This window comes from Microbacterium sp. 2FI, from assembly GCF_005502885.1.
Taxonomy (GTDB): Bacteria; Actinomycetota; Actinomycetes; order Actinomycetales; family Microbacteriaceae; genus Microbacterium.
This window is the reverse complement of record NZ_SCMR01000033.1, coordinates 11,459-32,197: the sequence shown is the minus strand read 5'-3', so window position 1 is coordinate 32,197 and position 20,739 is coordinate 11,459. Positions and strand designations below refer to the sequence as shown.

General features: G+C 70.7%; 16 protein-coding genes. 8 read left to right on the top strand and 8 right to left on the bottom strand.

Translation table 11 applies throughout. From position 1 onward, the window contains the following. Window positions 1-1,294 (top strand): D-alanyl-D-alanine carboxypeptidase (locus FFS15_RS17980; protein WP_137846429.1); only part of this gene is annotated, 1,294 nt, incomplete at its 5' end. A gap of 29 nt (window positions 1,295-1,323) precedes the next feature. Further along, complete coding sequence (locus FFS15_RS17975) at window positions 1,324-3,195, top strand: alkyl sulfatase dimerization domain-containing protein (RefSeq protein WP_137846428.1); 1,872 nt, start codon at window positions 1,324-1,326, stop codon at window positions 3,193-3,195. Window positions 3,196-3,261: 66 nt separating this feature from the next. Here the strand turns inward: FFS15_RS17975 and FFS15_RS17970 are convergent, their stop codons facing one another. From FFS15_RS17970 to FFS15_RS17940, 7 genes are all read right to left on the bottom strand, one after another. Further along, window positions 3,262-5,325, bottom strand: coding sequence for an ABC transporter ATP-binding protein (locus FFS15_RS17970; protein ID WP_137846427.1), 2,064 nt, complete (start codon window positions 5,323-5,325; stop codon window positions 3,262-3,264). Then, the gene (locus FFS15_RS17965; RefSeq protein WP_137846426.1) at window positions 5,322-7,049 is read right to left on the bottom strand and encodes an ABC transporter ATP-binding protein; all 1,728 of its coding nucleotides are present in this window, start codon (window positions 7,047-7,049) and stop codon (window positions 5,322-5,324) included. Before FFS15_RS17965 ends, FFS15_RS17970 begins: the two co-directional genes overlap by 4 nt. A 224-nt stretch (window positions 7,050-7,273) precedes the next feature. Further along, a complete protein-coding gene (locus FFS15_RS17960) occupies window positions 7,274-8,185 on the bottom strand; it encodes a DUF559 domain-containing protein (protein ID WP_137846425.1) in 912 nt (303 codons plus the stop codon). 283 nt (window positions 8,186-8,468) lie between these two features. Next, window positions 8,469-9,407 carry a nuclease-related domain-containing protein gene (locus FFS15_RS17955; RefSeq protein ID WP_137846424.1) on the bottom strand — a complete coding sequence of 313 codons (939 nt, stop codon included), beginning with the start codon at window positions 9,405-9,407 and terminating at the stop codon, window positions 8,469-8,471. Window positions 9,408-9,478: 71 nt separating this feature from the next. Further along, window positions 9,479-10,009 carry a hypothetical protein gene (locus FFS15_RS17950; RefSeq protein ID WP_137846423.1) on the bottom strand — a complete coding sequence of 177 codons (531 nt, stop codon included), beginning with the start codon at window positions 10,007-10,009 and terminating at the stop codon, window positions 9,479-9,481. After that, window positions 10,006-10,839, bottom strand: coding sequence for an LssY C-terminal domain-containing protein (locus FFS15_RS17945; protein ID WP_137846422.1), 834 nt, complete (start codon window positions 10,837-10,839; stop codon window positions 10,006-10,008). Before FFS15_RS17945 ends, FFS15_RS17950 begins: the two co-directional genes overlap by 4 nt. Window positions 10,840-10,849: 10 nt before the next feature. After that, on the bottom strand, window positions 10,850-12,004 hold the full coding sequence (locus FFS15_RS17940; protein WP_137846421.1) for an enoyl-CoA hydratase/isomerase family protein: 1,155 nt from the start codon (window positions 12,002-12,004) through the stop codon (window positions 10,850-10,852). A gap of 89 nt (window positions 12,005-12,093) precedes the next feature. On the opposite strand from FFS15_RS17940, the gene FFS15_RS17935 reads away from it, so the two are divergent. Both FFS15_RS17935 and FFS15_RS17930 read left to right on the top strand, forming a co-directional pair. Then, window positions 12,094-13,617 (top strand): ABC transporter ATP-binding protein, encoded by a 1,524-nt coding sequence (locus FFS15_RS17935; protein WP_137846420.1) that lies wholly within the window; start codon window positions 12,094-12,096, stop codon window positions 13,615-13,617. Further along, window positions 13,614-14,432 (top strand): ABC transporter permease, encoded by an 819-nt coding sequence (locus tag FFS15_RS17930; protein WP_137846419.1) that lies wholly within the window; start codon window positions 13,614-13,616, stop codon window positions 14,430-14,432. The genes FFS15_RS17935 and FFS15_RS17930 overlap by 4 nt, the downstream gene beginning before the upstream one ends. 9 nt (window positions 14,433-14,441) lie before the next feature. On the opposite strand, the gene FFS15_RS17925 is transcribed toward FFS15_RS17930, so the two are convergent. Next, window positions 14,442-14,906 carry a hypothetical protein gene (locus tag FFS15_RS17925; RefSeq protein ID WP_137846418.1) on the bottom strand — a complete coding sequence of 155 codons (465 nt, stop codon included), beginning with the start codon at window positions 14,904-14,906 and terminating at the stop codon, window positions 14,442-14,444. Between the two features lie 105 nt (window positions 14,907-15,011). Between FFS15_RS17925 and cofG the strand changes: the two genes are divergently transcribed. Genes cofG through cofC form a run of 4 tightly spaced genes read left to right on the top strand, consistent with a single transcriptional unit; the run spans window position 15,012 to window position 20,711 of the window. Then, window positions 15,012-17,510, top strand: coding sequence for a 7,8-didemethyl-8-hydroxy-5-deazariboflavin synthase CofG (cofG, locus tag FFS15_RS17920; protein WP_137846417.1), 2,499 nt, complete (start codon window positions 15,012-15,014; stop codon window positions 17,508-17,510). Then, a complete protein-coding gene (locus FFS15_RS17915; RefSeq protein ID WP_137846416.1) occupies window positions 17,510-19,060 on the top strand; it encodes an NAD(P)/FAD-dependent oxidoreductase in 1,551 nt (516 codons plus the stop codon). Before cofG ends, FFS15_RS17915 begins: the two co-directional genes overlap by 1 nt. Next, window positions 19,057-20,070 carry a glucose-6-phosphate dehydrogenase (coenzyme-F420) gene (fgd, locus tag FFS15_RS17910; protein WP_137846415.1) on the top strand — a complete coding sequence of 338 codons (1,014 nt, stop codon included), beginning with the start codon at window positions 19,057-19,059 and terminating at the stop codon, window positions 20,068-20,070. The genes FFS15_RS17915 and fgd overlap by 4 nt, the downstream gene beginning before the upstream one ends. Then, window positions 20,067-20,711, top strand: coding sequence for a 2-phospho-L-lactate guanylyltransferase (gene cofC / locus FFS15_RS17905; protein WP_171013271.1), 645 nt, complete (start codon window positions 20,067-20,069; stop codon window positions 20,709-20,711). Before fgd ends, cofC begins: the two co-directional genes overlap by 4 nt. Window positions 20,712-20,739 lie beyond the last annotated feature (28 nt).

The window sequence follows — 20,739 nt, the reverse complement described above, 5'->3', positions numbered from 1 at the left end:
CCTCCCGCCCGTCCCCGCTGATCTCGCCGCCGCCGGCACCCCGTACGTCCCGGTCGAGACCAACCTGCTCGCCGATGCGCCGCACCGGACGCCGTGGCGGGCGGGGGTCATCGTCCCGACGGCGATCATCGCGTCGCTCGCCGGAGCGTATGCCGCAACGACCCTGCTGTGGCCGCTGCACGCGGTCGCCCCCACGGTCACGGCGATGAGCGTGCAGCCCGTTGCGGCAGCGGCATCCACTCCCCCGTGGCCCACCGTGGGCAGCGCCGCAATCGGCGTCGAGGGGATCGCCGGGGCTCCGGCATCCGCCACAGACACCGACGCGATCGCGAGCATCACAAAGGTCGTGACCGCGCTGGTCGTGCTCGACGAGATGCCGCTCGCGCTCGGCGAGCAGGGGCCCGAGTTCCGCTTCAGCTACTACGACAATCTGCAGTACTGGCAGTACCGCGCCAACGGCGAATCGGCGCTCGACGTGCCGGTCGGCGGGAGCCTGACGCAGTACCAGCTGCTCGAGGGCATGCTGATCGGCTCGGCGAACAACTACGCCGACCGGCTCGCCTCGAACCTGTGGCCCTCCGACCAGGTGTTCGCTGCCGCGGCGAGCGACTGGCTCGACGCACACGGCGTGCCGGGCGTCACCGTCGTCGAGCCGACCGGCATGGACGAGGGGAATGCCGCCAGTCCGGGTGCGCTCATCGCTCTCGCGCAGAAGGCCCTGGCGAACCCGGTCATCGCCGAGATCGTCGCGAAGCGGTCGGTGGAGCTCCCGGGCGCCGGGCTGGTCGAGAACACCAACGGACTGCTCGCCGACCCCGGCGTCGTCGGCATCAAGACCGGCACGCTCGACGCCTGGAACCTGCTGTCGGCGAAGGACATCGTCGTGGGCGAGACGCCCGTCCGCCTGTATGCATCCGTGCTCGGCCAACCCGACGACGCTGCACGGCTGGCGGCGTCGCGGGCGCTCTACGCCCAGATGGAGGCCGAGCTGCAGCCGGTGCCGTCGGTCACCGCCGACACCGTCGCCGGCATCGTCGAGACGCGGTGGGGCGAGCAGGTCGAGATCGTGACGGCGGGCGACGCCACCGTGCTGCTGTGGAACGGCGGCGCGGGGACCGCCACCACGACCTATGCGCTCGGCGACAGCCGCGACGCCGGCGACACGGTGGGCGCACTGTCGGTCGTCGGGCCGCTCGATGAGGCCACCGTCGACCTGCGCCTCGCCGACGACGTCGAGCCGCCGAGTGCCTGGTGGCGACTCACGCATCCCCTGGAGCTCTTCGGCCTCGCGTGAGCCGAGTCGGACGTGCCAGGCTGAGACGCATGCAGAACAAGCCAGTCACCCCTGCCATCGAAGCCCAGCACGCCGCGCTCCTGGAGTCCCTCCCGTTCGACGACACCCAGGACTTCGACGATGCCGACCGCGGATTCATCGCCGCACTCGAGCCGGGCGTGGTCCACGCCGCCGACGGCCGCGTCGTCTGGGACAACGACAGCTACGCGTTCCTGGAGGGCGACGCGCCCACCTCGGTGAATCCCAGTCTGTGGCGACAGTCGACTCTCGTCGCGAAGCAGGGCCTCTATGAGGTCGTCGAAGGCATCTACCAGGTGCGCGGCCTCGACCTGTCGAACATCACGTTCGTCGAGGGCGATACCGGCGTCATCGTCATCGATCCGCTGATCTCGACCGAGACGGCGGCGGCCGCACTCGCGCTCTACCGCGAGCATCGGGGTGACCGGGTGGTCGTCGCCGTGATCCACACGCATTGCCACGTCGACCACTTCGGCGGTGTGTTCGGCATCACCACGGTGGCCGATGTCGAATCCGGCGCGGTGCAGATCATCGCCCCCGAGGGGTTCGTGGAGCACGCGGTCTCGGAGAACGTCTATGCGGGCACGGCGATGGCACGCCGCGCCGGGTACATGTACGGCGCGGCGCTCGCCCGCGGACCGTTCGGGCAGGTCGGCGCGGGACTCGGGCAGACCACCTCGGAGGGTGAGGTGGGCATGATCGTGCCCACGCTCCTCATCACGACCACGGGCGAGACGCATACGGTCGACGGCGTCGAGATCGAGTTCCAGATGGCGCCGGGCACCGAAGCGCCGGCTGAGATGCACTTCTACTTCCCGCGGTACCGCGCCCTGTGCATGGCCGAGAACGCGACCCACAACCTCCACAACCTGCTCACGCTCCGCGGCGCGCTCGTGCGCGACCCGCACGTGTGGTCGCAGTACCTCACCGAGGCGATCGACACCTTCGGCGACCGGGCGGATGTTGCGTTCGCCTCGCACCACTGGCCGACGTGGACGAGCGAGCGCATCGTCGAGTTCCTCGCGACACAGCGCGACCTGTACGCGTACCTCCACGACCAGACGCTGCGCCTCGTCAACCAGGGCTATCAGGGCGCCGAGATCGCCGAGATGATCCAGCTGCCGCCTGCGCTTGAGGAGGCCTGGAACACCCACGGCTACTACGGCTCGGTGAGCCACAACGTCAAGGCGATCTACCAGCGCTACATGGGCTGGTTCGACGCGAACCCCGCGCGCCTGTGGCCGCATCCGCCCACCGAGCAGGCCCAGCGGTACGTGAAGGCCATCGGCGGCATCGATCGGGTCGTCGAGCTTGCGCAGACAGCCTTCGACGAGGGCGACTTCCGCTGGGCCGCGACGCTGCTCGACCACGCGATCTTCACCGACGAGCACCACGCGGCCGCGCGCGAGCTCTACGCCGACACGCTCGAGCAGCTGGGCTACGGCGCCGAGAACGGCACGTGGCGCAACTTCTTCCTCTCGGGCGCGACCGAGCTGCGCGAAGGCAACTTCGGCACGCCGACGGTGACCGCCGCACCCGCGATCGTGGCGCAGCTGAGCCCGGAGCAGCTGTTCGACTCGCTGGCGATCTCGGTCAACGGCCCGAAGGCGTGGGACCTCACGATCGACATCGATGTGACCCTCACCGATCTCGACGTCAATTACCGCCTGTCACTCCACAACGGGGTGCTGGTCTACCGCAAGCGGAACCCCGACGACGAGCCCGATGTGGCGCTGACGCTCACGAAAGCACGGCTCATCGCCGTTGCCGGCGGCGACCTCACCAGCCCAGGACTCGAGATCACCGGCGACGCCGGCGCGCTTCAGGCACTGCTGGGCGTCCTCGACGCCGGGGATCCGGCGTTCAACATCGTCACGCCGTAGCAACAACGGACGGCGGGGTGGGACCGGTCTTCCCGGTCCCACCCCGCCGCACGGCTCTCTGTCTCGCTAGGACGCCGTGACCTCGGCCTCGTCGGCGTCGGTGATCGTCTCGACAGCCCCCGTCGCGTCGGGCTCGGCGTCGAGGTCGGTGGCCGCCTGCTCGAACTGCGACTGGTACAGCCGCCAGTACGCGCCCCGCGCGGCGATGAGCTCGTCGTGCGAGCCCTTCTCGACGATGTCGCCGTGCTCCATCACCAGGATGAGGTCGGCGTCGCGGATCGTCGAGAGGCGGTGCGCGATCACGAACGACGTGCGTCCTTCGCGGAGCGCGGCCATCGCGTGCTGCAGCAGCAGCTCGGTGCGCGTGTCGACCGACGACGTCGCCTCGTCGAGGATCAGCACCGAAGGCTGCGCGACGAAGGCGCGCGCGATCGTGATGAGCTGCTTCTCACCGGCCGAGACGTTGGAGGCATCCTCGTCGAGCACTGTGTCGTAGCCGTCGGGCAGCGAGTGCACGAAGCGATCGACGCGGGTCGCCTTCGCGGCATCCATCACCTCGTCGTCCGTCGCCGACTCGCGCCCGTAGCGGATGTTCTCGCGGATCGTGCCGGCGAACAGCCACGGATCCTGCAGCACCATGCCGGTGCGCGAGCGCACGTCGTCGCGGGTGAGCTCGGCGATGTTCTGTCCGTCGAGCAGGATCCGCCCGCCGTCGAGCTCGTAGAAGCGCATGATGAGGTTCACGAGCGTCGTCTTGCCGGCGCCGGTCGGACCCACGATCGCGACCGTCTGGCCGGGCTCGACCCGGAACGACAGGTCGGAGATCAGCGGCCGCTCGGGCGTGTAGGCGAAGCGCACGTTCTCGAACTCGATGACTCCGCGGCCGTCGACCGGCTTCGGCGCGTCGAGGGCATCGGGCTCCTGCTCATCGGCATCCAGCAGCTCGAAGACGCGCTCGGCGGACGCCGTGCCCGACTGCACGATGGCGGCCATGCCGCCCAGCTGCGACAGCGGCTGGGTGAACTGCTGCGAGTACTGGATGAAGGCCTGCACGTCGCCGAGGCGCAGCTGTCCGCCGGCGACCATCACGCCACCGAGCACGGCGATGCCGACGTAGGTGAGGTTTCCGATGAAGGTCATGCCCGGCATGATCACGTTCGAGAGGAACTGGGCGCGGAAGCTCGCCTGGTACAGCTCTTCGTTCTCGATCTCGAACTTCTCGCGCGAGTCGCGCTCACGCCCGTAGACCTTGACGAGGGCGTGCCCCGAGAACGACTCCTCGACGCGGGCGTTGAGGAGTCCGACCTTTCGCCATTGGATGCCGAAGGCCTTCTGCGACTTGGGACCGATGACCCCGAAGATGATCGCCATCAGGGGCAGCGATACCAGGGCGACGAGCGCCAGCTGCCACGAGATCGAGAACATCATGAAGAGCACGCCGATGACCGTCAGCACCGCGGTCAGCGCCGACGACAGCGACTGCTGCATGGTCTGCGTGATGTTGTCGATGTCGTTGGTGACGCGTGAGATGAGGTCGCCGCGCTGCACCTTGTCGAAGTACGACAGCGGCAGGCGGTTGATCTTCACCTCGACGTCCTGACGCAGACGCCACATCGTGCGCACCATGATGATGTTGATGACGTAGCCCTGGATCCAGCTGAGGAACGACGAGGCGACGTAGATCGCGAGCACGGCGACGATCACCGTGCGCAGGGCGTCGAAGTCGACGCCCGCGCCGACGGAGAAGTCATTCATCGCGCCGATGATGTTGGCGAACTCGGTCTCGCCGGCCGCTTCGAGCGCCGCGACGACGTCATCCTTCGGCGTGCCCGCGGGGAACTGCGCCGCGAGCCCTGCCGAGACGGCGCCCTCGAAGATGAGGTTGGTCGCCTCGCCGAGCACCTTCGGGGCGATCACCGCGAGGAACACGCCGATCGCGCCGAGGAACGACACGATCGTGAAGGCCACCGCGTGGGGCTTGAGCAGCCCGAGGAGTCGCGCGAAGCTCTTGCCGAAGTTCGCCGCCTTGCCGGGCTTGACGCTGTCCCAGTCGCCGGAGTTCTGTCGCGCCTGCTCGGCGAGCTCGAGCTCGAGCCGCTCTTCCTCGGTCAGGGTGTCGGGGGCGCTCATGCCTGCACCGCCAGCTGCGAGTCGACGATCTCTCGATAGGTGGTACTGGACTCGATCAACTCTTCGTGGGTTCCGATCCCGACCATGCGGCCGTCTTCGAGGACGACGATGCGGTCGGCCCCGGTGATCGTCGAGACGCGCTGGGCGACGACGATCTTGGTCACGTGCGGCAGTTCTCGCCAGAGCGCCTGCCGCAGTCTCGCGTCAGTGGTCAGATCGAGCGCCGAGAACGAGTCGTCGAACACCAGGATGTCGGGCTGGTGCACGATCGCCCGGGCGATCGCCAGTCGCTGGCGCTGCCCGCCCGACACGTTCGTGCCGCCCTGCGCGATGCGGGCCTCGAGCTGACCCTCCATCTGCTCGACGAAGTCGCGACCCTGCGCGATCTCCAGCGCCGCCCAGAGCTCCTCGTCGGTCGCCTCCTCGCGCCCGAAGCGGAGGTTCGACGCGACGGTTCCCGAGAACAGGAACGGGCGCTGGGGAACCAGGCCGATGCCCTTCCACAGCACATCGAGGTCGGCCTCACGCACGTCCACACCGCCCACGAGCACGGCACCGCCGGTCACATCGAACAGGCGCGGGATCAGCGAGATGAGCGTCGACTTTCCGGCACCGGTCGAGCCGACCACGGCGATCGTCTCGCCGGGCGCCGCGTCGAAGGTGATGTTCTGGAGCACCGGCTGCTCAGCACCGGGGTACGTGAACTCCGCGTCGCGGAACTCCACGGCGCCGCGCGCCGGGAACTCCGTCAGGGGACGCTCCGCGCGCACCAGCGTCGACTCGCTCGCGAGCACCTCGCCGATGCGCTCGGCCGACACGGCGGCGCGCGGAATCATGATCACCATGAAGCTCGCCATGAGCACGCCCATGAGGATCTGGGCGATGTACTGCATGAACGCGAACAGGGTGCCGATCTCGATGCTGCCCTCGTCGACTTCGATGCCGCCGAACCAGATCACGCCGACGATGGTGACGTTGAGCACCAGCATCGCCAGCGGGAACAGGAGCACGAAGAGGGACCCGACCTTGCGGCCGACCACCATGATGTCGGTGTTGGCGGCGCCGAACCGCTCTTCTTCGATGTCTTCGCGAACGAATGCCCGGACGACGCGCACACCCGTGAGCTGCTCGCGCAGGATACGGTTGACCGCGTCGAGCTTCTTCTGGAACGCGCGGAACAGCGGCACCATGCGGCTGACCACCAGCAGCACCATCACCAGCAGCAGCGGAACGGCGACGGCGATGAGCCACCCGAGGCCCAGATCTTGGCGCAGCGCCATGATCACTCCGCCGATGGCGAGCAGCGGCGCGGTGACGAGCATCGTCGAGCCCATCATGGCGAGCATCTGCACCTGCTGGACGTCGTTCGTGTTGCGCGTGATCAGCGAGCCGGGCCCGAAGGCCGAGACTTCGCGCTCAGAGAACGCGCTCACCTTCTCGTAGATGTCGCGCCGCATGTCGCGGCCCGCCGCCATCGACGCGCGCGCGGCGAAGTAGGTGGCGATGATCGCCGCGACGATCTGCCCGAACGAGATCGCGAGCATCGTCGCGCCCGTCGACCAGATGTACTCGACATCGCCCTGCGAGACGCCCTGGTCGATGATGTCGGCGTTCAGTCGCGGCAGATACAGCGTCGCGACGGCGGAGATGATCTGGAAGACCAGCAGCGCGAGCAGCAGCCAGCGATAGGGCTTGAGGTACCGGATGAGGAGTTTGCCGAGCACTGGGTCTCCGATGAGTTCTGGGATTGTCGCTCAACAGATCGGGATGCCGGTTCCTCGGCATCCGTCTGGAGCCCCTACAGGCTACGACCAACCTCCGACACGCCGCCAACGCATCCGTACGCCCTCAGCGAATCCCGGCGTCAACCTCCGCGTCGGCCTGCCGCCGAGACGACGCGGAATGTCGGCTTCGGCGGACGGATGCCGCACTCTGCGTCGCGTCGCGCTCAATCGGCGCGCCATCCGCGGCTCAGCAGGGCGGAGCGCACGGTCTCGATCCGCTCAGCGCGCGCTGCGCCGCGGTGGTGCCTCGTGAACCGCACGACCCGCCACCCGCAGCGGGCCAGGTCGTCGAGCCGCGCGATGTCGCGGGCGTATTGCCGGCTGTCGAGACGGTGCTGCTCGCCGTCGTACTCGGCGAGCACCCTGTACCGCCGGTAGACCAGGTCACCGTAGGCGATGAACTCCCCCGCCGGCCCTCGGATCTCGCCGTTGACCTCGGGGTCGGGCAGCCTCGCGGCGGCGAGGTCAAGCCGCAGCAGCGTCTCTTCCCACGAATCCGTGCGCGGGCGGATGAGCGCGAGCGCTTCGGCGAGCGCGGCGCAGCCGCGCCGGCCGCGCCACGCGGCGACGTCGTCTGCGAGGTCGCTCATCCTGACGAGCGGTCGCGTGCGCCGCACGAGGCCGTCGCCGACGGCGACCAGTTCGGGCAGCGTGAGTGCGGTCGCCGATTCGCACCATGCCTGCACCGGGTGCGACACGCGGATGCTCCCCACCGTCACCACCCGCGCGCGCTCGGGGGCGACTGCGTGCCCACGAACGCCGACCCCGCGCGGACGCCCTGCCGGAAGCACCGCCGTCACGTGAACCGGCCCGCCGTCGAGCCGCCTGGGCAACGCGACGCCATGCACCCTCAATGCCGAGTCGTGGCTGAGGTGGTCGTGCGGCCGCATGAGCGGCGCATATGCGCGGCACGCTTCGAGGTGGGTCGTCGGTGCCGCGTCTGCGCGCACGCCATGGAACGGATGCGCGAGGTCGGCGCCCCGTAGCCGCCCGGGCGTCAGCCCCTGGGCTCGCCCCTCGGCGACGGTGAACGGCCGACCGGCGAGCGCGGGCGGAAGCGGGCGAGGTCGCGGCATCCCCCACCATCCACTCGGCGCACCGCCCTCACGCGCTCTGCGCCGGCGTCGGTGGACAACTTCCGCCGCCTTGCCGCGTGTGGAGGAGCCGCCCTCCGAGCACCGAGACGACGCAGAATGCAGTGCGACGGTAGTTCACAGTGCAATCTGCGTCGCTTCGACCATGGGGGCTCCGACCCACATGTGCCAGAAGACGCAGATTGCTGTGCGCAGCGCGGTCAGAGAGCAATCTGCGTCGTCTCGCGGATGGGACGCCGAGGCACAACCGCCGGCAAGCCAGGAGTCAGGCGAAGCGGACGGCCTGCTGCAGGCGGGTGCGCACGTCGAAGACCTCGTTGCCGCCGATGGAGCGGACGCCCGTGATTCCGCGCCGCAGCACCGTCGACAGCGCGCTGCGCCCGACGATCGCGACCGGCGTTCCGCGCACCTTGCCGATCTCGTCGATCGCCTGCAGCACGTCGTCGTCGGGAAGCACGGCGATCGCTCCGCTGAAGCGCACGCCGGCTGCGCGGGCGAGCCCCCGCATGCGCGCCACCAGTTCGCCGACGGGCGCTCCGGTGACCCCGTCGCCGATGAGGTCGCCGCGGCGCACGCGCACCGGGCCGCCGAAATCCTCGGACAGGATGCCGTACAGCCCGCTGGGACCGAGCACGATGTGGTCGATCTTGGCGTCGGAGCCTGAATCCCGACCCGCTGCGGCCACGTCATGCCACACCGTGTAGCCCATGCCGAGGTCGGCGACGATGCGGGCCGTCGCCTCTTCGGCGAGCGCGTCGGCGAGCAGGCGCCGCAGGTGGTGGGGTGCGGTGCGCACGAGCGCGGGGTCGTACGGGTCTCCCAGGGTGACACCGCGCCCGGCCCACTCGCGGATGAGGTCGAGGTAGCGTTCGCGGCGCCAGCCGCCGGGGTGCCCGTACGAGCGCGCGCGAGGTCGCGTGTCCGCGCTCGCGCGCGGCGGGCGCCACCCGGGCGCATCGGCCGCGAACGACGGAGCGGATGCCGCCCCGAATCCGTGCCCGCGGTCATAGGCTGCCCGCGCATCGGGGGTGCCGACGAGTTCCCACGCCCGCTGCACCTGGATGAAGACGGCCGCATCTCCTCCGGTGTCGGGGTGGGTCTGGCGCAGCCGGAGGCGGTAGGCCCGTCGCAGCGACTCCTCGTCGACGCCCGGGTCGACCGCCAGCACGTCATACGCCGAGGCGGACAGCGGGCTGTCGAACACGTGCCCTCCTCGAAGGCTCCATCACCGCGGCTGCGGCGATTACAGGCTAATGCCACCCGCGACCGGCGGGCTCAGCGCCTCTCGTTGCGACGCGCGTAGGCCGCGGCGCTTCGGCTCGACAGCGCCAACAGCAGCAGGATGTCGAGGCTCAGCGAGAGGAACGCCCCCTCGAGCGTGATCTCCTGCCCCTGCACCCACCACGCGACGAAGATCGAGCTGATCGAGACGACCGCGATGAGCATGAGCACCACGCGCGACCAGTTGCGGCCGCGGTAGGTCAGCACCGCCAGCAGCAGGTCGATGAGCAGCACCGTGGCACCGGTGGCCAGCACGAACCAGAGCGCAGCCTGCTCCCCTTCAGCCGTGGGGTCGAAGCCCTCGAGCACCGTGTCGGGATCGGCCAGCATGTCGCTCCAGCCCGCGGCGATGCCCACGAGCACGAGCACGCCCGCGACGACCCGCAGCAGAACCAGCACGACGCCGGCGACCGTGGAGATCGGCCGACGCATCTCGGGGTCGTACGCGACGGGCTTGAGCAGCCGCGCCGCGGGCTCGAACGCCGGGCGCTTGTTCGGCGTGGGCCCGCCCGCCCCGGCGCTCATGCGGTCACCTCCGCCACGGCGCGCACGTCCACGATCGGCAGATCACCGTCGGTGCGGATGCTGTCGCCTCCGCCGTTCCGGGCGTGATACCCGGTGGCGAAGTCGGCGATGACGTCGACGGAGACGCGGGGGTCGGCATCCCTCACGGTCTGGACGATGTGGTCACGCTCGATGTCGGTCTCGGCGTCGATGCGATGGGTCACCTGCAGCGTGAACAGCGACAGCCCCACGCTCGTGTCGAACGTGCCGGCGGCGAGCCAGTCCACGCGCCGACCGCCGGGGAGCAGCCAGTCGTCGGGGCAGCGCCAGAAGCGCACGTGGTGGCGCTGGGCGGGGTTGCCGTCGACCTCCTGCTGGTAGGCGAAGTCCTGCTGGCGCCCGAAGAGGAACAGCGGGCTGACCGGCGCCTCGTGGTAGCTGCGGCGCGTGAGCGTCGACGTGATGATGCGCCACGACGACGACAGCGTGACGGGGTCGGCCTTCGTCCACCCGGCCGCCCGGAGCACGTGCTCGATCTGGTCGCCGTTCCCCTGGAATGCTAGGTTCACCGGGTCGCCGAGGAGTCCGTCGCTCGTGCGCGTGCGGCCGATGAAGTAGTCGGGAACGTAGATCGTCGTGAGGATTCGGTGCAGGCGCGGCAGCACCAGATACGCCAGCAGCACCCAGAATGCGATGAAGAACGGGATGCCCCACCACCCGACCTTGAAGGTCTCGGTGAAGCTCAGATACGCCAGCCAGATCGCGGCGAGGCCGGCGAAGACGAAGAAGAACCAGTCGATCGCGATCCCGATCGAGTAGGCCCGGCGCTCGCGCGGCTCTTCGTCGTCCATGGCGACGTCGTCAATCCCAGAGCGGCACGTCGGGTCGGAACGAGAAAGCGGATGCCGCCGCCTCGGGTTGCAGTTCGGCGAGCGTCGCCGGCTGCCACTTCGGCGAGCGGTCCTTGTCGATGACCTGCGCACGGATCCCCTCGGCGAGGTCGGGCTGGGTCGTGGCGAACCACATCACGAGGCCGTACTCCTGCTCGAGCGCGTCGCGGAGCCCCGCGAGCTCTCGCGCGCGTCGGACCGCGGCGAGGGTGACGGCGAGGCCGGTCGGCGAGAGTTCTCCGAGCAGCTCCGCGGTGGCGCGCGCTTCGTCTCGCTGGCGCTCGCTCAGCGACCGTTCGTCTCGCTGGCGCTCGCTCAGCGACCGTTCGTCTCGCCGGCGCTCGCTCAGCGACCCGTCTCCGTCGTCCGCGAGCGCGCGGAGACGCTCGATGATGTCGGCGACGCTGTCGGCGGCGAACGCCTCGTCGATCCACACCCGGGCCTGTTCGAGCTTCGACGGGGCGGGGGTCTCGTCGAAGAGCAGCACGAGCTCAGTGGGACTCGAGGGGTCTGCGCGCGTCTCGAGCGCTTCGCGGAGGCCCTCGAGACTCTCGGACGGGACCAGGTGGTCGGCGAACCCGGCGTAGACCGCGTCGGCGGCATCCATCGTCGCTCCGGTGAGGCCGAGGTACTCGCCGAGCCGGCCGGGGGCACGGGCCAGCAGCCACGACCCCCCGACGTCGGGGGTGAAGCCGATGCGGGTCTCGGGCATCGCGAGCTGCGAGCGCTCGGTGACGACGCGGATCGCCGCGTGCCCGGCGAGCCCGATGCCACCGCCCATCGTGATGCCGTCCGCCAGCGCCACGATCGGCTTCGGGTACTCCGCGATGCGGACGTTCAGGGCGTACTCGTCGCGGAAGAACACCGCGGCATCCTCCAGGCGTCGGTTCACGACCCGGTCGGCGAGGCCACGCACGTCGCCGCCGGCGCAGAGTCCGCGCTCCCCTGCGCCGTCGAGCACGACGATGTCGACCTCACTGTCGTGCTCCCAGGCGTCGAGAGCCGCGTGCAGCTGATGGATCATGCCGAGATCGAGGGCATTGATCGCGCGGGGGCGATTGAGGGTGAGTCTGCCCAGGCCTCCGCGAGCGCGGACGAGGACGGTCGGATCGGAGACATCGGTCACGATCGCAACGTTACCGGGGCGGGTTCCCGCACGGAGCGCCGGTTATCCGCCAGGATATGGGAAAGCTCACGACGACGAGAGGGTTCTGCATGCCTGACGGACAGGTGCTGGAGTTCTCGGGAGTGACGAAGCGGTTCGGCGCCATCACCGCGGTGTCGGATTTCACCGCGACGGTCGAGCCCGGCCGCGTCACCGGATTCCTCGGCCCGAACGGGGCCGGCAAGACCACGACGCTGCGGGTGCTTCTGGGGCTCGTGCGAGCGAGCGGCGGGACAGCCACGTTCGGCGGCACCGCGTACGCGAAGCTCGCACGACCGCTGCAGACGGTCGGTGCGGTGCTCGAGGCATCGAGCTTCCACCCCGGGCGCACCGGCGCCGGACACCTCGCGGTGTATGCCGCCGCAGCGGGCATCGGGAAGGGTCGCGTCGACGAGGTGCTGGGCCTGGTCGGGCTCTCGGATGCCGCCGGGCGCAAGGTCGGCGGGTACTCGCTCGGCATGCGCCAGCGACTCGGGCTGGCATATGCGCTGCTCGGCGACCCCGGCGTGCTGGTGCTCGACGAGCCGACCAACGGACTGGATCCCGAGGGGATCAAGTGGATCCGCGGGTTCCTGCGTCAGCTCGCGCGCGAGGGCCGGACGGTGTTCGTCTCGTCGCACCTGCTGGCCGAGGTGCAGCAGACCGTCGACGCGCTGCTGATCATCTCGCAGGGCCGACTCGTCTTCCAGGGTGCACTCGAGGAGCTCTCCGACCCGGCCGAGCACGCGACCGTCGTCGACTCCCCCGACCGCGCTGCGCTGAGCGATGCACTGGCCGCGGCCGGCGTGGAGTTCCAGCTGCTGCGCTCGGGCCTCACCGTGCAAGGACTCGAACCTGCCGGCGTCGGGGCGATCGCAGCATCCGCCAGCGTCGCGCTGTCGTCGCTGCAGCGCCGCGGACCGGCACTCGAAGAGGTGTTCCTCGACCTCGTAAACGGCACGCGGGTGCATCCGAGCGCCGCCGGCGCCGCCAGTGTCGCGGCTGTCGCGGCTGCGGTCGAGGAAGATGTGGTCGTCGAGGAGGCAGAGCCGGTCGAGGCGGCTCCCGTCGAGGCGGCTCCCGTCGAGGCGGCTCCCGTCGAGGCTGAGACCGTCGACGAGACTCCGATCGAAGAAGCTGCGGTCGCCGCCGCGGTGCTCGCCGACGACGGGGCGCCCGAGCCGGAAGCCGAAGCCGATCTCGAACCGGAGCCCGACCCCGAGCCGGAGCCCGACCCCGAGCCGGAGCCCGACGCCCCCGCGACGACGACCGCTGCGACCTTCGCAGTCGCCGGAACCGGCGTGATCGACATCGTTCCGCCCGCTGCCGCCGATGAGCCGGAACCGGAACCCGAACCCGAACCCGAACCCGAACCTGAACCGGAACCCGGGCCCGACCCCGAGCCAGAACCCGAGCCCGCCGAGCACGCCGAGAGCGACCGGCCGTGGGAGGACCAGTCCAAGACCGAGGCCGACGTCGAAGCGGATCGGTTCTTCGCCGCCTTCGACGAAGACGCGACAGACGAGCCCGACGAGCCCGAAGACTCCCCCGCCGACCATGAGCACGCCGACGACGAAGGAGGTGAGCAGCGATGAGCCTCGCCGCAACCACGCGCTCCGAGACTGTCAAGCAGTTCACGACGTCGATGTGGTGGGTGCTGCTCATCGTGCTGCTCGCCTACGTCGGTTTCACCGCCGCCGTCCTCGGGTTCGTCTTCTCGGCCTCGGCGAGCGGTGCGTTGCCCGGCGGCGCCCCGCAGCTTCCCGAGGACGAGCTTCCCGCCCTGCTGTACAGCACCGCCACGGCGGTGGGATACGTCTTCCCCCTCCTCATCGGCACGCTGATGGTGACGACGGAGTTCCGGCACAAGACGCTGACGCCGACGTTCCTCGCGACGCCGCGCCGCGGCCGGGTGCTGTGGGCGAAGCTCCTCGTGGGCGTGCTCGTGGGCGTCATCTTCGGAATCGTCGGGGTGATCGCGTCGGTCGGTCCCTCGGCCGGTTTCATCGCGGCATCCGGTCTCGACACGCAGCTCACCGAACTCGACACCTGGGCCATGATCGGCCGCATGGTGCTCGCCTACGTGCTGTGGGTGCTCATCGGCGTGGGCGTCGGCGCGCTCGTGCGCAATCAGGTCGGAGCGATCGTCGGCGTGCTGGTGTTCACGCAGTTCCTCGAGCCGGTGGCACGAGCCGCGGCATCCTTCGTCGATGGTCTCTCGGAGGTGACGCAGTACCTTCCCGGCGCCGCGAGCGACGCGCTCGTCGGCGCGAGCGTGTTCTCGATGGGCATGGGCGAGAGCGGAATCGCACAGCTGGAATGGTGGGCCGGCGGCGTCGTGCTGCTCGGCTACGCCGCGGTGCTGGTGTTGCTCGGCTACCTCGCCAGCTGGCGCCGCGACGTCAGCTGAGCGAGCTGATCAGACCACGGGAGCGGCCGCGGGCGCCTTCCGCGCTCGCGGCTTGCGCGCGGGAACGACCGGGATCGTGCCCGTCTCGGCGGCGATGTCGACGACGTCCGCGGCCTCGGCACCGGTCTCGAGCTGGAGCGCCTGCACCAGGGCGAGACCGTGGCGGGTGGTGAGGATGATCCGCTGGAACTCGGGGTGGCCGTCGAGGTCGATCACGACGCTCGGGCGGTGGCGGCGGATGATCGCGAAGTCCGAGGCACCGGCGAAGCGCCACGTGCCCATCGCGACCACGCCGCGAAGATGCGTGCCCGGGCTCGGAACGCCGCGCAGCCAGGTCCAGGCGTCGTCGGTCAGCTGCACCTTGGCGATCGCGGAGCGCTCGATGACGACATTCCCCCGCCGGAATGCCATGGCCCGCTCGGCTCCTGACAGCACGACCTCGAGCTGCGTCGAGTCGAGCAGGAGGGTGACCATGGCCTCTAGTCTGCCAGCGGCTCGCGCCGAGTCCGTGATGATTTGCTTACGGGAGGGCAACGATCATCGCGGCCCGTGTCGCACCAGCGGTGCAAGACTGGTTCGGTGACCCTGCTCGAGCCGTCTCCGGCGCACGGCCCGGCGACGCGCTCCGCGCTCGTCGAGGCGCTCGCGCGGGCAGCCGCAGGCGTTCGGCTCGACGCCGACGACGCCGCGGCACTACTCACGGCGACCGGCCCCGACCTCGAAGCGCTGCTCGATCTCGCGAGCGTCGCCCGCGACGCCGGGCTCGAAGCGGCCGGGCGCGCGGGAACCATCACCTACTCGCGCAAGGTGTTCGTGCCCCTCACGACCCTCTGCCGCGACCGGTGCCACTACTGCGTCTTCGTCGACACGCCGTCGCAGCTGCAGAAGCTCCACAAGCCCGCGTTCATGTCGCCCGAGCAGGTGCTGACCGTCGTGCGGCAGGGCCAGGCACTCGGCTGCAAAGAAGCGCTGCTGACCCTCGGTGACCGCCCCGAGGAGCGCTGGCCCGAAGCCCGCGCGTGGCTCGACGAGCACGGCTTCGCGTCGACGATCGACTACGTCGGCCACATCGCACGGCTCATCACGGCCGAGACCGGCCTGCTCGCGCACCTCAATCCGGGCGTGATGACGGCGGACGAGCTGCGGGTGCTGCGCCCGACCGCGCCGTCGATGGGCATGATGCTCGAGACGACGTCGCGCCGCCTCTTCGAAGAGCCCGGGCAGGTGCACTACGGCTCGCCCGACAAGGATCCCGCGGTGCGTCTCGCCGTCATCGACGATGCGGGGAGCGCTCGCGTGCCGTTCACGACCGGCATCCTCGTCGGCATCGGCGAGACTCTGAGCGATCGCGCGGAGTCGCTCGTCGCGATCCGCGACGCGCACGAGCGCCACACGGTCGCCGGGCAGGGGCATGTGCAGGAGGTCATCGTCCAGAACTTCCGCGCGAAGCCGCGGACGGCGATGCGAGGGGTCGCCGACGCCGACCTCGTCGAGTACGTCGCCGCTGTCGCGGTCGCCCGGCTCGTGATGGGGCCCGAGATGCGCATCCAGGTGCCGCCGAACCTCTCCGACCCGACCGAGCTCGACCTGCTCGTGCGCGCCGGCGCCGACGATTGGGGCGGCGTGTCGCCCCTCACCGCCGACCACGTGAATCCCGAGCGCCCGTGGCCGCACCTCGACGACCTCGCCGCGCGCACAGCCGACCTCGGCTTCGTCCTGCGCGAGCGCCTGACGGCTCACCCCGAGTTCGTTCGGGATGCCGGCACCTGGATCGATCCGGCGCTTCACGGTGCTGTCGCGGCACTCGCGGATGCCGAATCGGGCCTCGCCGAGACGAAGGGCCGCGCTCAGCGACCCGAGACTTCCCGGTCCCTGAGCGAGCGAAGCGAGACGAAGGGCCGCGCTCAGCGACCCGAGACTTCCCGGTCCCTGAGCGAGCGAAGCGAGACGAAGGGCCGCGCTCAGCGACCCGGCATCGCGTCGGGCGCCGCCCGCGCGGCATCCGACCCGCTCGCCCTCTCCGACGACGAGTGGGTCGCTCTCCTCACCGCGACCGGCGACGACCTCGGCGCCCTCGCCGCGGCCGCCGACGACGTCCGCCGCTACACGGTGGGCGAGGCGGTGAGCCTCGTCGTCAACCGCAACCTCACCTCGAGCGGTCTGCGCGCGCACCCCACGGGAGAGCCCGGCACCTACACGCTCGACGACGTCGAGGCGATCGCCGCCGACGCGTGGGACCTCGGGGCGACCGAGCTGTGCGTGCAGGGGATGCTCCCGGCATCCGAAGACCCCGTCGGCTACCTCGCGATCGCCCGCGCCGTGAAGACGGCCGCTCCCGGTCTGCACCTGCACGCGTACCGCCCGCAGGATGTCACCGACCTCGCCGAACGCGGCGGCCTCGGCCTCGACGGAGCACTCGCGGCGCTGCGCGACGCGGGCGTCGACACCATCCCGGGCACGGGCGTCAAGGTGCTGAGCGAGCGCGTGCGCGGCCTCGTGGCTCCGGGCGACCTCGAGATCGACCGCTGGATCGCCGCGATCACGGCCGCGCATCGCGCCGGCTTCCGCTCGACGTCGGTGCTGTTCTACGGTCACGTCGAGACGGCGCACGAGCGGATCGCGCACCTGCGCCGGCTGCGTTCGCTCCAGGATGCCGCGACCATCGCCGCCGCCGGCGGCGGGTTCACCGAGTTCGTCCCCATCCCGCTCCCGGGTGCCGCCGGCGGCGTTTCCCTCGTCGCGGGGCGCAGCGCGCTCGATGAGCATCGAGCGATGGTGGCGGTGTCGCGGCTGCTGCTGTCGGGCAGCATCCCGCATGTGCAGATCCCGTGGACCCGCGTGGGCCAGGGCGCCGCCGCGGAGCTGCTGCAATCGGGCGGCGACGACCTCGGCGGCACGCTGCTCGACGGCCGCGTCAAGCCCGAGGCGGGCATCGAGCACGGTCTCGAATTGCCGGCGACGGATGCCGCTGCGATCGCCGCCCGGCTCTTCCGCCCGTTCCGGCTGCGGACGACCGACTACGGCACGCCCGCGGCCCGAACCCCCGCTCCCCGCACGCCCGCACGGGGCGCCGAGTGATGGCCACGGAGAACGCGACCCCGCAGCGGCCCGCCGTGGTCGATGTCGCGATCGTCGGGGCCGGGTTCGCAGGGCTCGCGATGGCGATCGCGCTGCGGCACGCGGGTCGCGACGATTTCGTGCTGCTCGAGCGCGCGGCATCCGTCGGCGGAACCTGGCGCGACAACACCTACCCCGGCGTCGCGTGCGACGTGCCCGCGCACCTGTACGGGTTCGCGACTCATCCGAACCCCGACTGGTCGGGGTTATACGCGCAGGGTGACGAGATCCGCCGCTATCTCGACGACGTCGCCGCCTCCGAGCGGCTGGGCGAGCGCCTCCGGCTCGGCACGGCGATGACCGGCGCCCGCTGGGACGACGACGACGACCTGTGGCGCATCGACACCTCGCGCGGACCCCTTGCGGCGACGACGCTCGTGCTCGCGTGCGGACGACTGACCGAGCCCCGGATCCCCGCCATCCCGGGACTTGCGACCTTCCCCGGCCCGATCTTCCACTCCGCACGATGGGACCACTCCGCCGACCTCGCCGGAACTCGCGTCGCCGTCGTCGGCACCGGCGCGAGCGCGGTGCAGCTGGTTCCGCCGCTCGCGCGCACCGCAGACGTGACGCTGTTCCAGCGGACCCCCGCGTGGATCGTGCCGCGCGGCGCGCGGCTCTACTCCGACGCCGAGCGCTCCCGGTTCGCGTCGCATCCGGGCGAGCTCGCGCGGCTGCGCGCGGAGCAGTACGCCGAAGGCGAGACGCGTTTCGCGTCGCGGTCGGGTGATCCGGATGCTGCGGCCGCAGCATCCGCCATCGCGCATGCCCACCTCGAGGCGCAGGTCGCCGACCCGGCGCTCCGCGACCTGCTGACCCCCGACTACGCGTTCGGGTGCAAGCGCGTGCTGCTCTCGGACGAGTTCTACCCGGCGATCGCCTCGGGCGCCGTCGACCTCGTGCCGTCGGCGCTCGCCCGCGTCGACGGGTCGACGCTCTTCGCCGCGGACGGGACCCGGCGTGACGTCGACGCGATCGTGCTGGCCACCGGCTTCGCCACGACGGAGCAGCCGTACGCCGACCTCGTCGAGGGCGAAGGCGGCGAGTCGCTGGCCGTCCACTGGTTCGAGGGCATGACCTCGTTCGGGTCGACGGCGGTGTCGGGATTCCCCAACATGTTCGTCCTCGACGGCCCGAACGCAGCGCTCGGGCACTCCTCGTCGGTCCTCATGATCGAGGAGCAGGCGGCGTACGTCACGCGCGCGCTCGTGCAGCGCGACCGGTCCGGGGGCGTGCTGCGGCTCGACCCCGGTGCCGAAGCCGCCTACACCGACGAGATCGCCGAGGCCGCGGCATCCACCCCCTGGATGACCGGCGGATGCCGCAACTGGTACGTCGACGAGCGCTCGGGTCGCCTCACCCTGCTGTGGCCCGGGACGGTGGATGCGTTCCGCGCGCGCCTGGCCCAAGCGACGGGTTCCGAGTTCGCCCCAGTAGGCATCCCCACCCCGACCCTCACCGCCCTCAGCGGCGAGGGCAACAGCACCGGCAGCGAAGGAGAACAGACATGAGCGTTCCGTTGCGTTTCGGATACAAGGCCTCGGCCGAGCAGTTCGGCCCCACCGAGCTGCTGGACTACGCGATCCTCGCCGAAGAGGTCGGGTTCGACTCGGTCTTCATCTCCGACCACCTGCAGCCGTGGCTGCACGAGGGCGGGCACGCCCCGGCATCCGTCCCCTGGCTCGGCGCGCTCGGCGCGCGCACCTCGAAGGTGCTGATCGGAACATCGGTGCTGACGCCGACGTTCCGCTACAACCCGACCGTCGTCGCGCAGGACTTCGCGACCCTCGGGGTCATGTACCCCGGGCGCGTGATCCTGGGCGTCGGCACCGGCGAGGCGCTCAACGAGGCGAACCTCGGGATCGCGTGGCCGGATCCGCCCGAGCGCTTCCAGCGGCTGAAGGAGGCGATCGGCCTCATCCGCCGGCTGTGGTCCGACGACCGGGTGACCTTCGACGGCACGTACTACACGGCGAAGAACATCACGATCTACGACAAGCTGCCCGAGCCCGTGCCGATCTACATCGGCGCTGCCGGCCCCGCCGCGACACGACTCGCCGGCCGCATCGCCGACGGGTTCATCACCACGAGCGGCAAGAAGCGCGAGCTGTACACCGACACGCTGCTGCCGGCCCTCGATGACGGACTGTCGAAGGCGGGGCGCGACCGCGGTTCGATCGACACGCTGATGGAGATCAAGGTCTCGCTCGACGGGTCGCTCGAGGCCGCCCGCGAGAAGACCCGCTTCTGGGCACCCCTCGCCCTGTCGCCCGAAGAGAAGATGGGCGTCGACGACCCGATCGAGATGCAGCGGCTCGGCGAAGAGCTGCCGATCGAGCGCGCCGCGTCACGGTTCATCGTCTCGGACGACCCCGACGAGCATGTCGAGCGCATCGCGTGGTACGTCGAGCTCGGGTTCCGCCACCTCGTCTTCCACGACCCCGGACACGACCAGGAGGCTTTCCTGCGGCGCTACGGCGAGGAGATCCTGCCGCGCCTGCGCGCGCGGTTCGGCGCGTGACGGGCTCGGCGCCGGGCTCGGCGCCGGCGCGCTGGATCGTCGTCGTGCCGGTGAAAAGCCCGACGCGCGGCAAGTCGCGGCTCGAGGTTGCGGGGGTCTCGCGCGCCGACCTCGCGCACGCGATCGCCCTCGACACGCTGGCGGCGGCGACCGCATGCGAGCTCGTCGCGCAGGTGGTCGTGGTGACCGACGACCCCGCGCTCGCGCGCGCGTCGGCCACGATTCCTGCCCTGCGGTTCGTGCCCGAGGGAGAGGCGCGCGGTCTCGACGCGGCGGTGGCGACCGCCATGGCCGCCGTGGATCCCGGCGGACGGATGCCGCGCGCAGCGCTCCTGGGCGACCTCCCGGCTCTCCGGCCCCTCGATCTGTCGGCGGCGCTGAGCGCCGCGGCGACCGTCGACCGTGCCGTCGTCGCCGACGCCGACGGCAGCGGCTCGACCCTCGTGACCGCCGCGCCGGGGATCGCGTGGGAGTCGTCGTTCGGCGAGGGCTCGTTCGCGCGGCACGTCGCGCTCGGCTGCACCGCGCTCCCGATCACGGACGCCTCGACCCTGCGACACGACGTCGACACCGCCGACCAGCTCGCGAATGCCGGAGCCCTCGGCCTCGGCCCCCGGACCGCCGCGCTGCTCGGAGTGTGAAGGCGCGGCATCCGCCCGCGCCACCCCG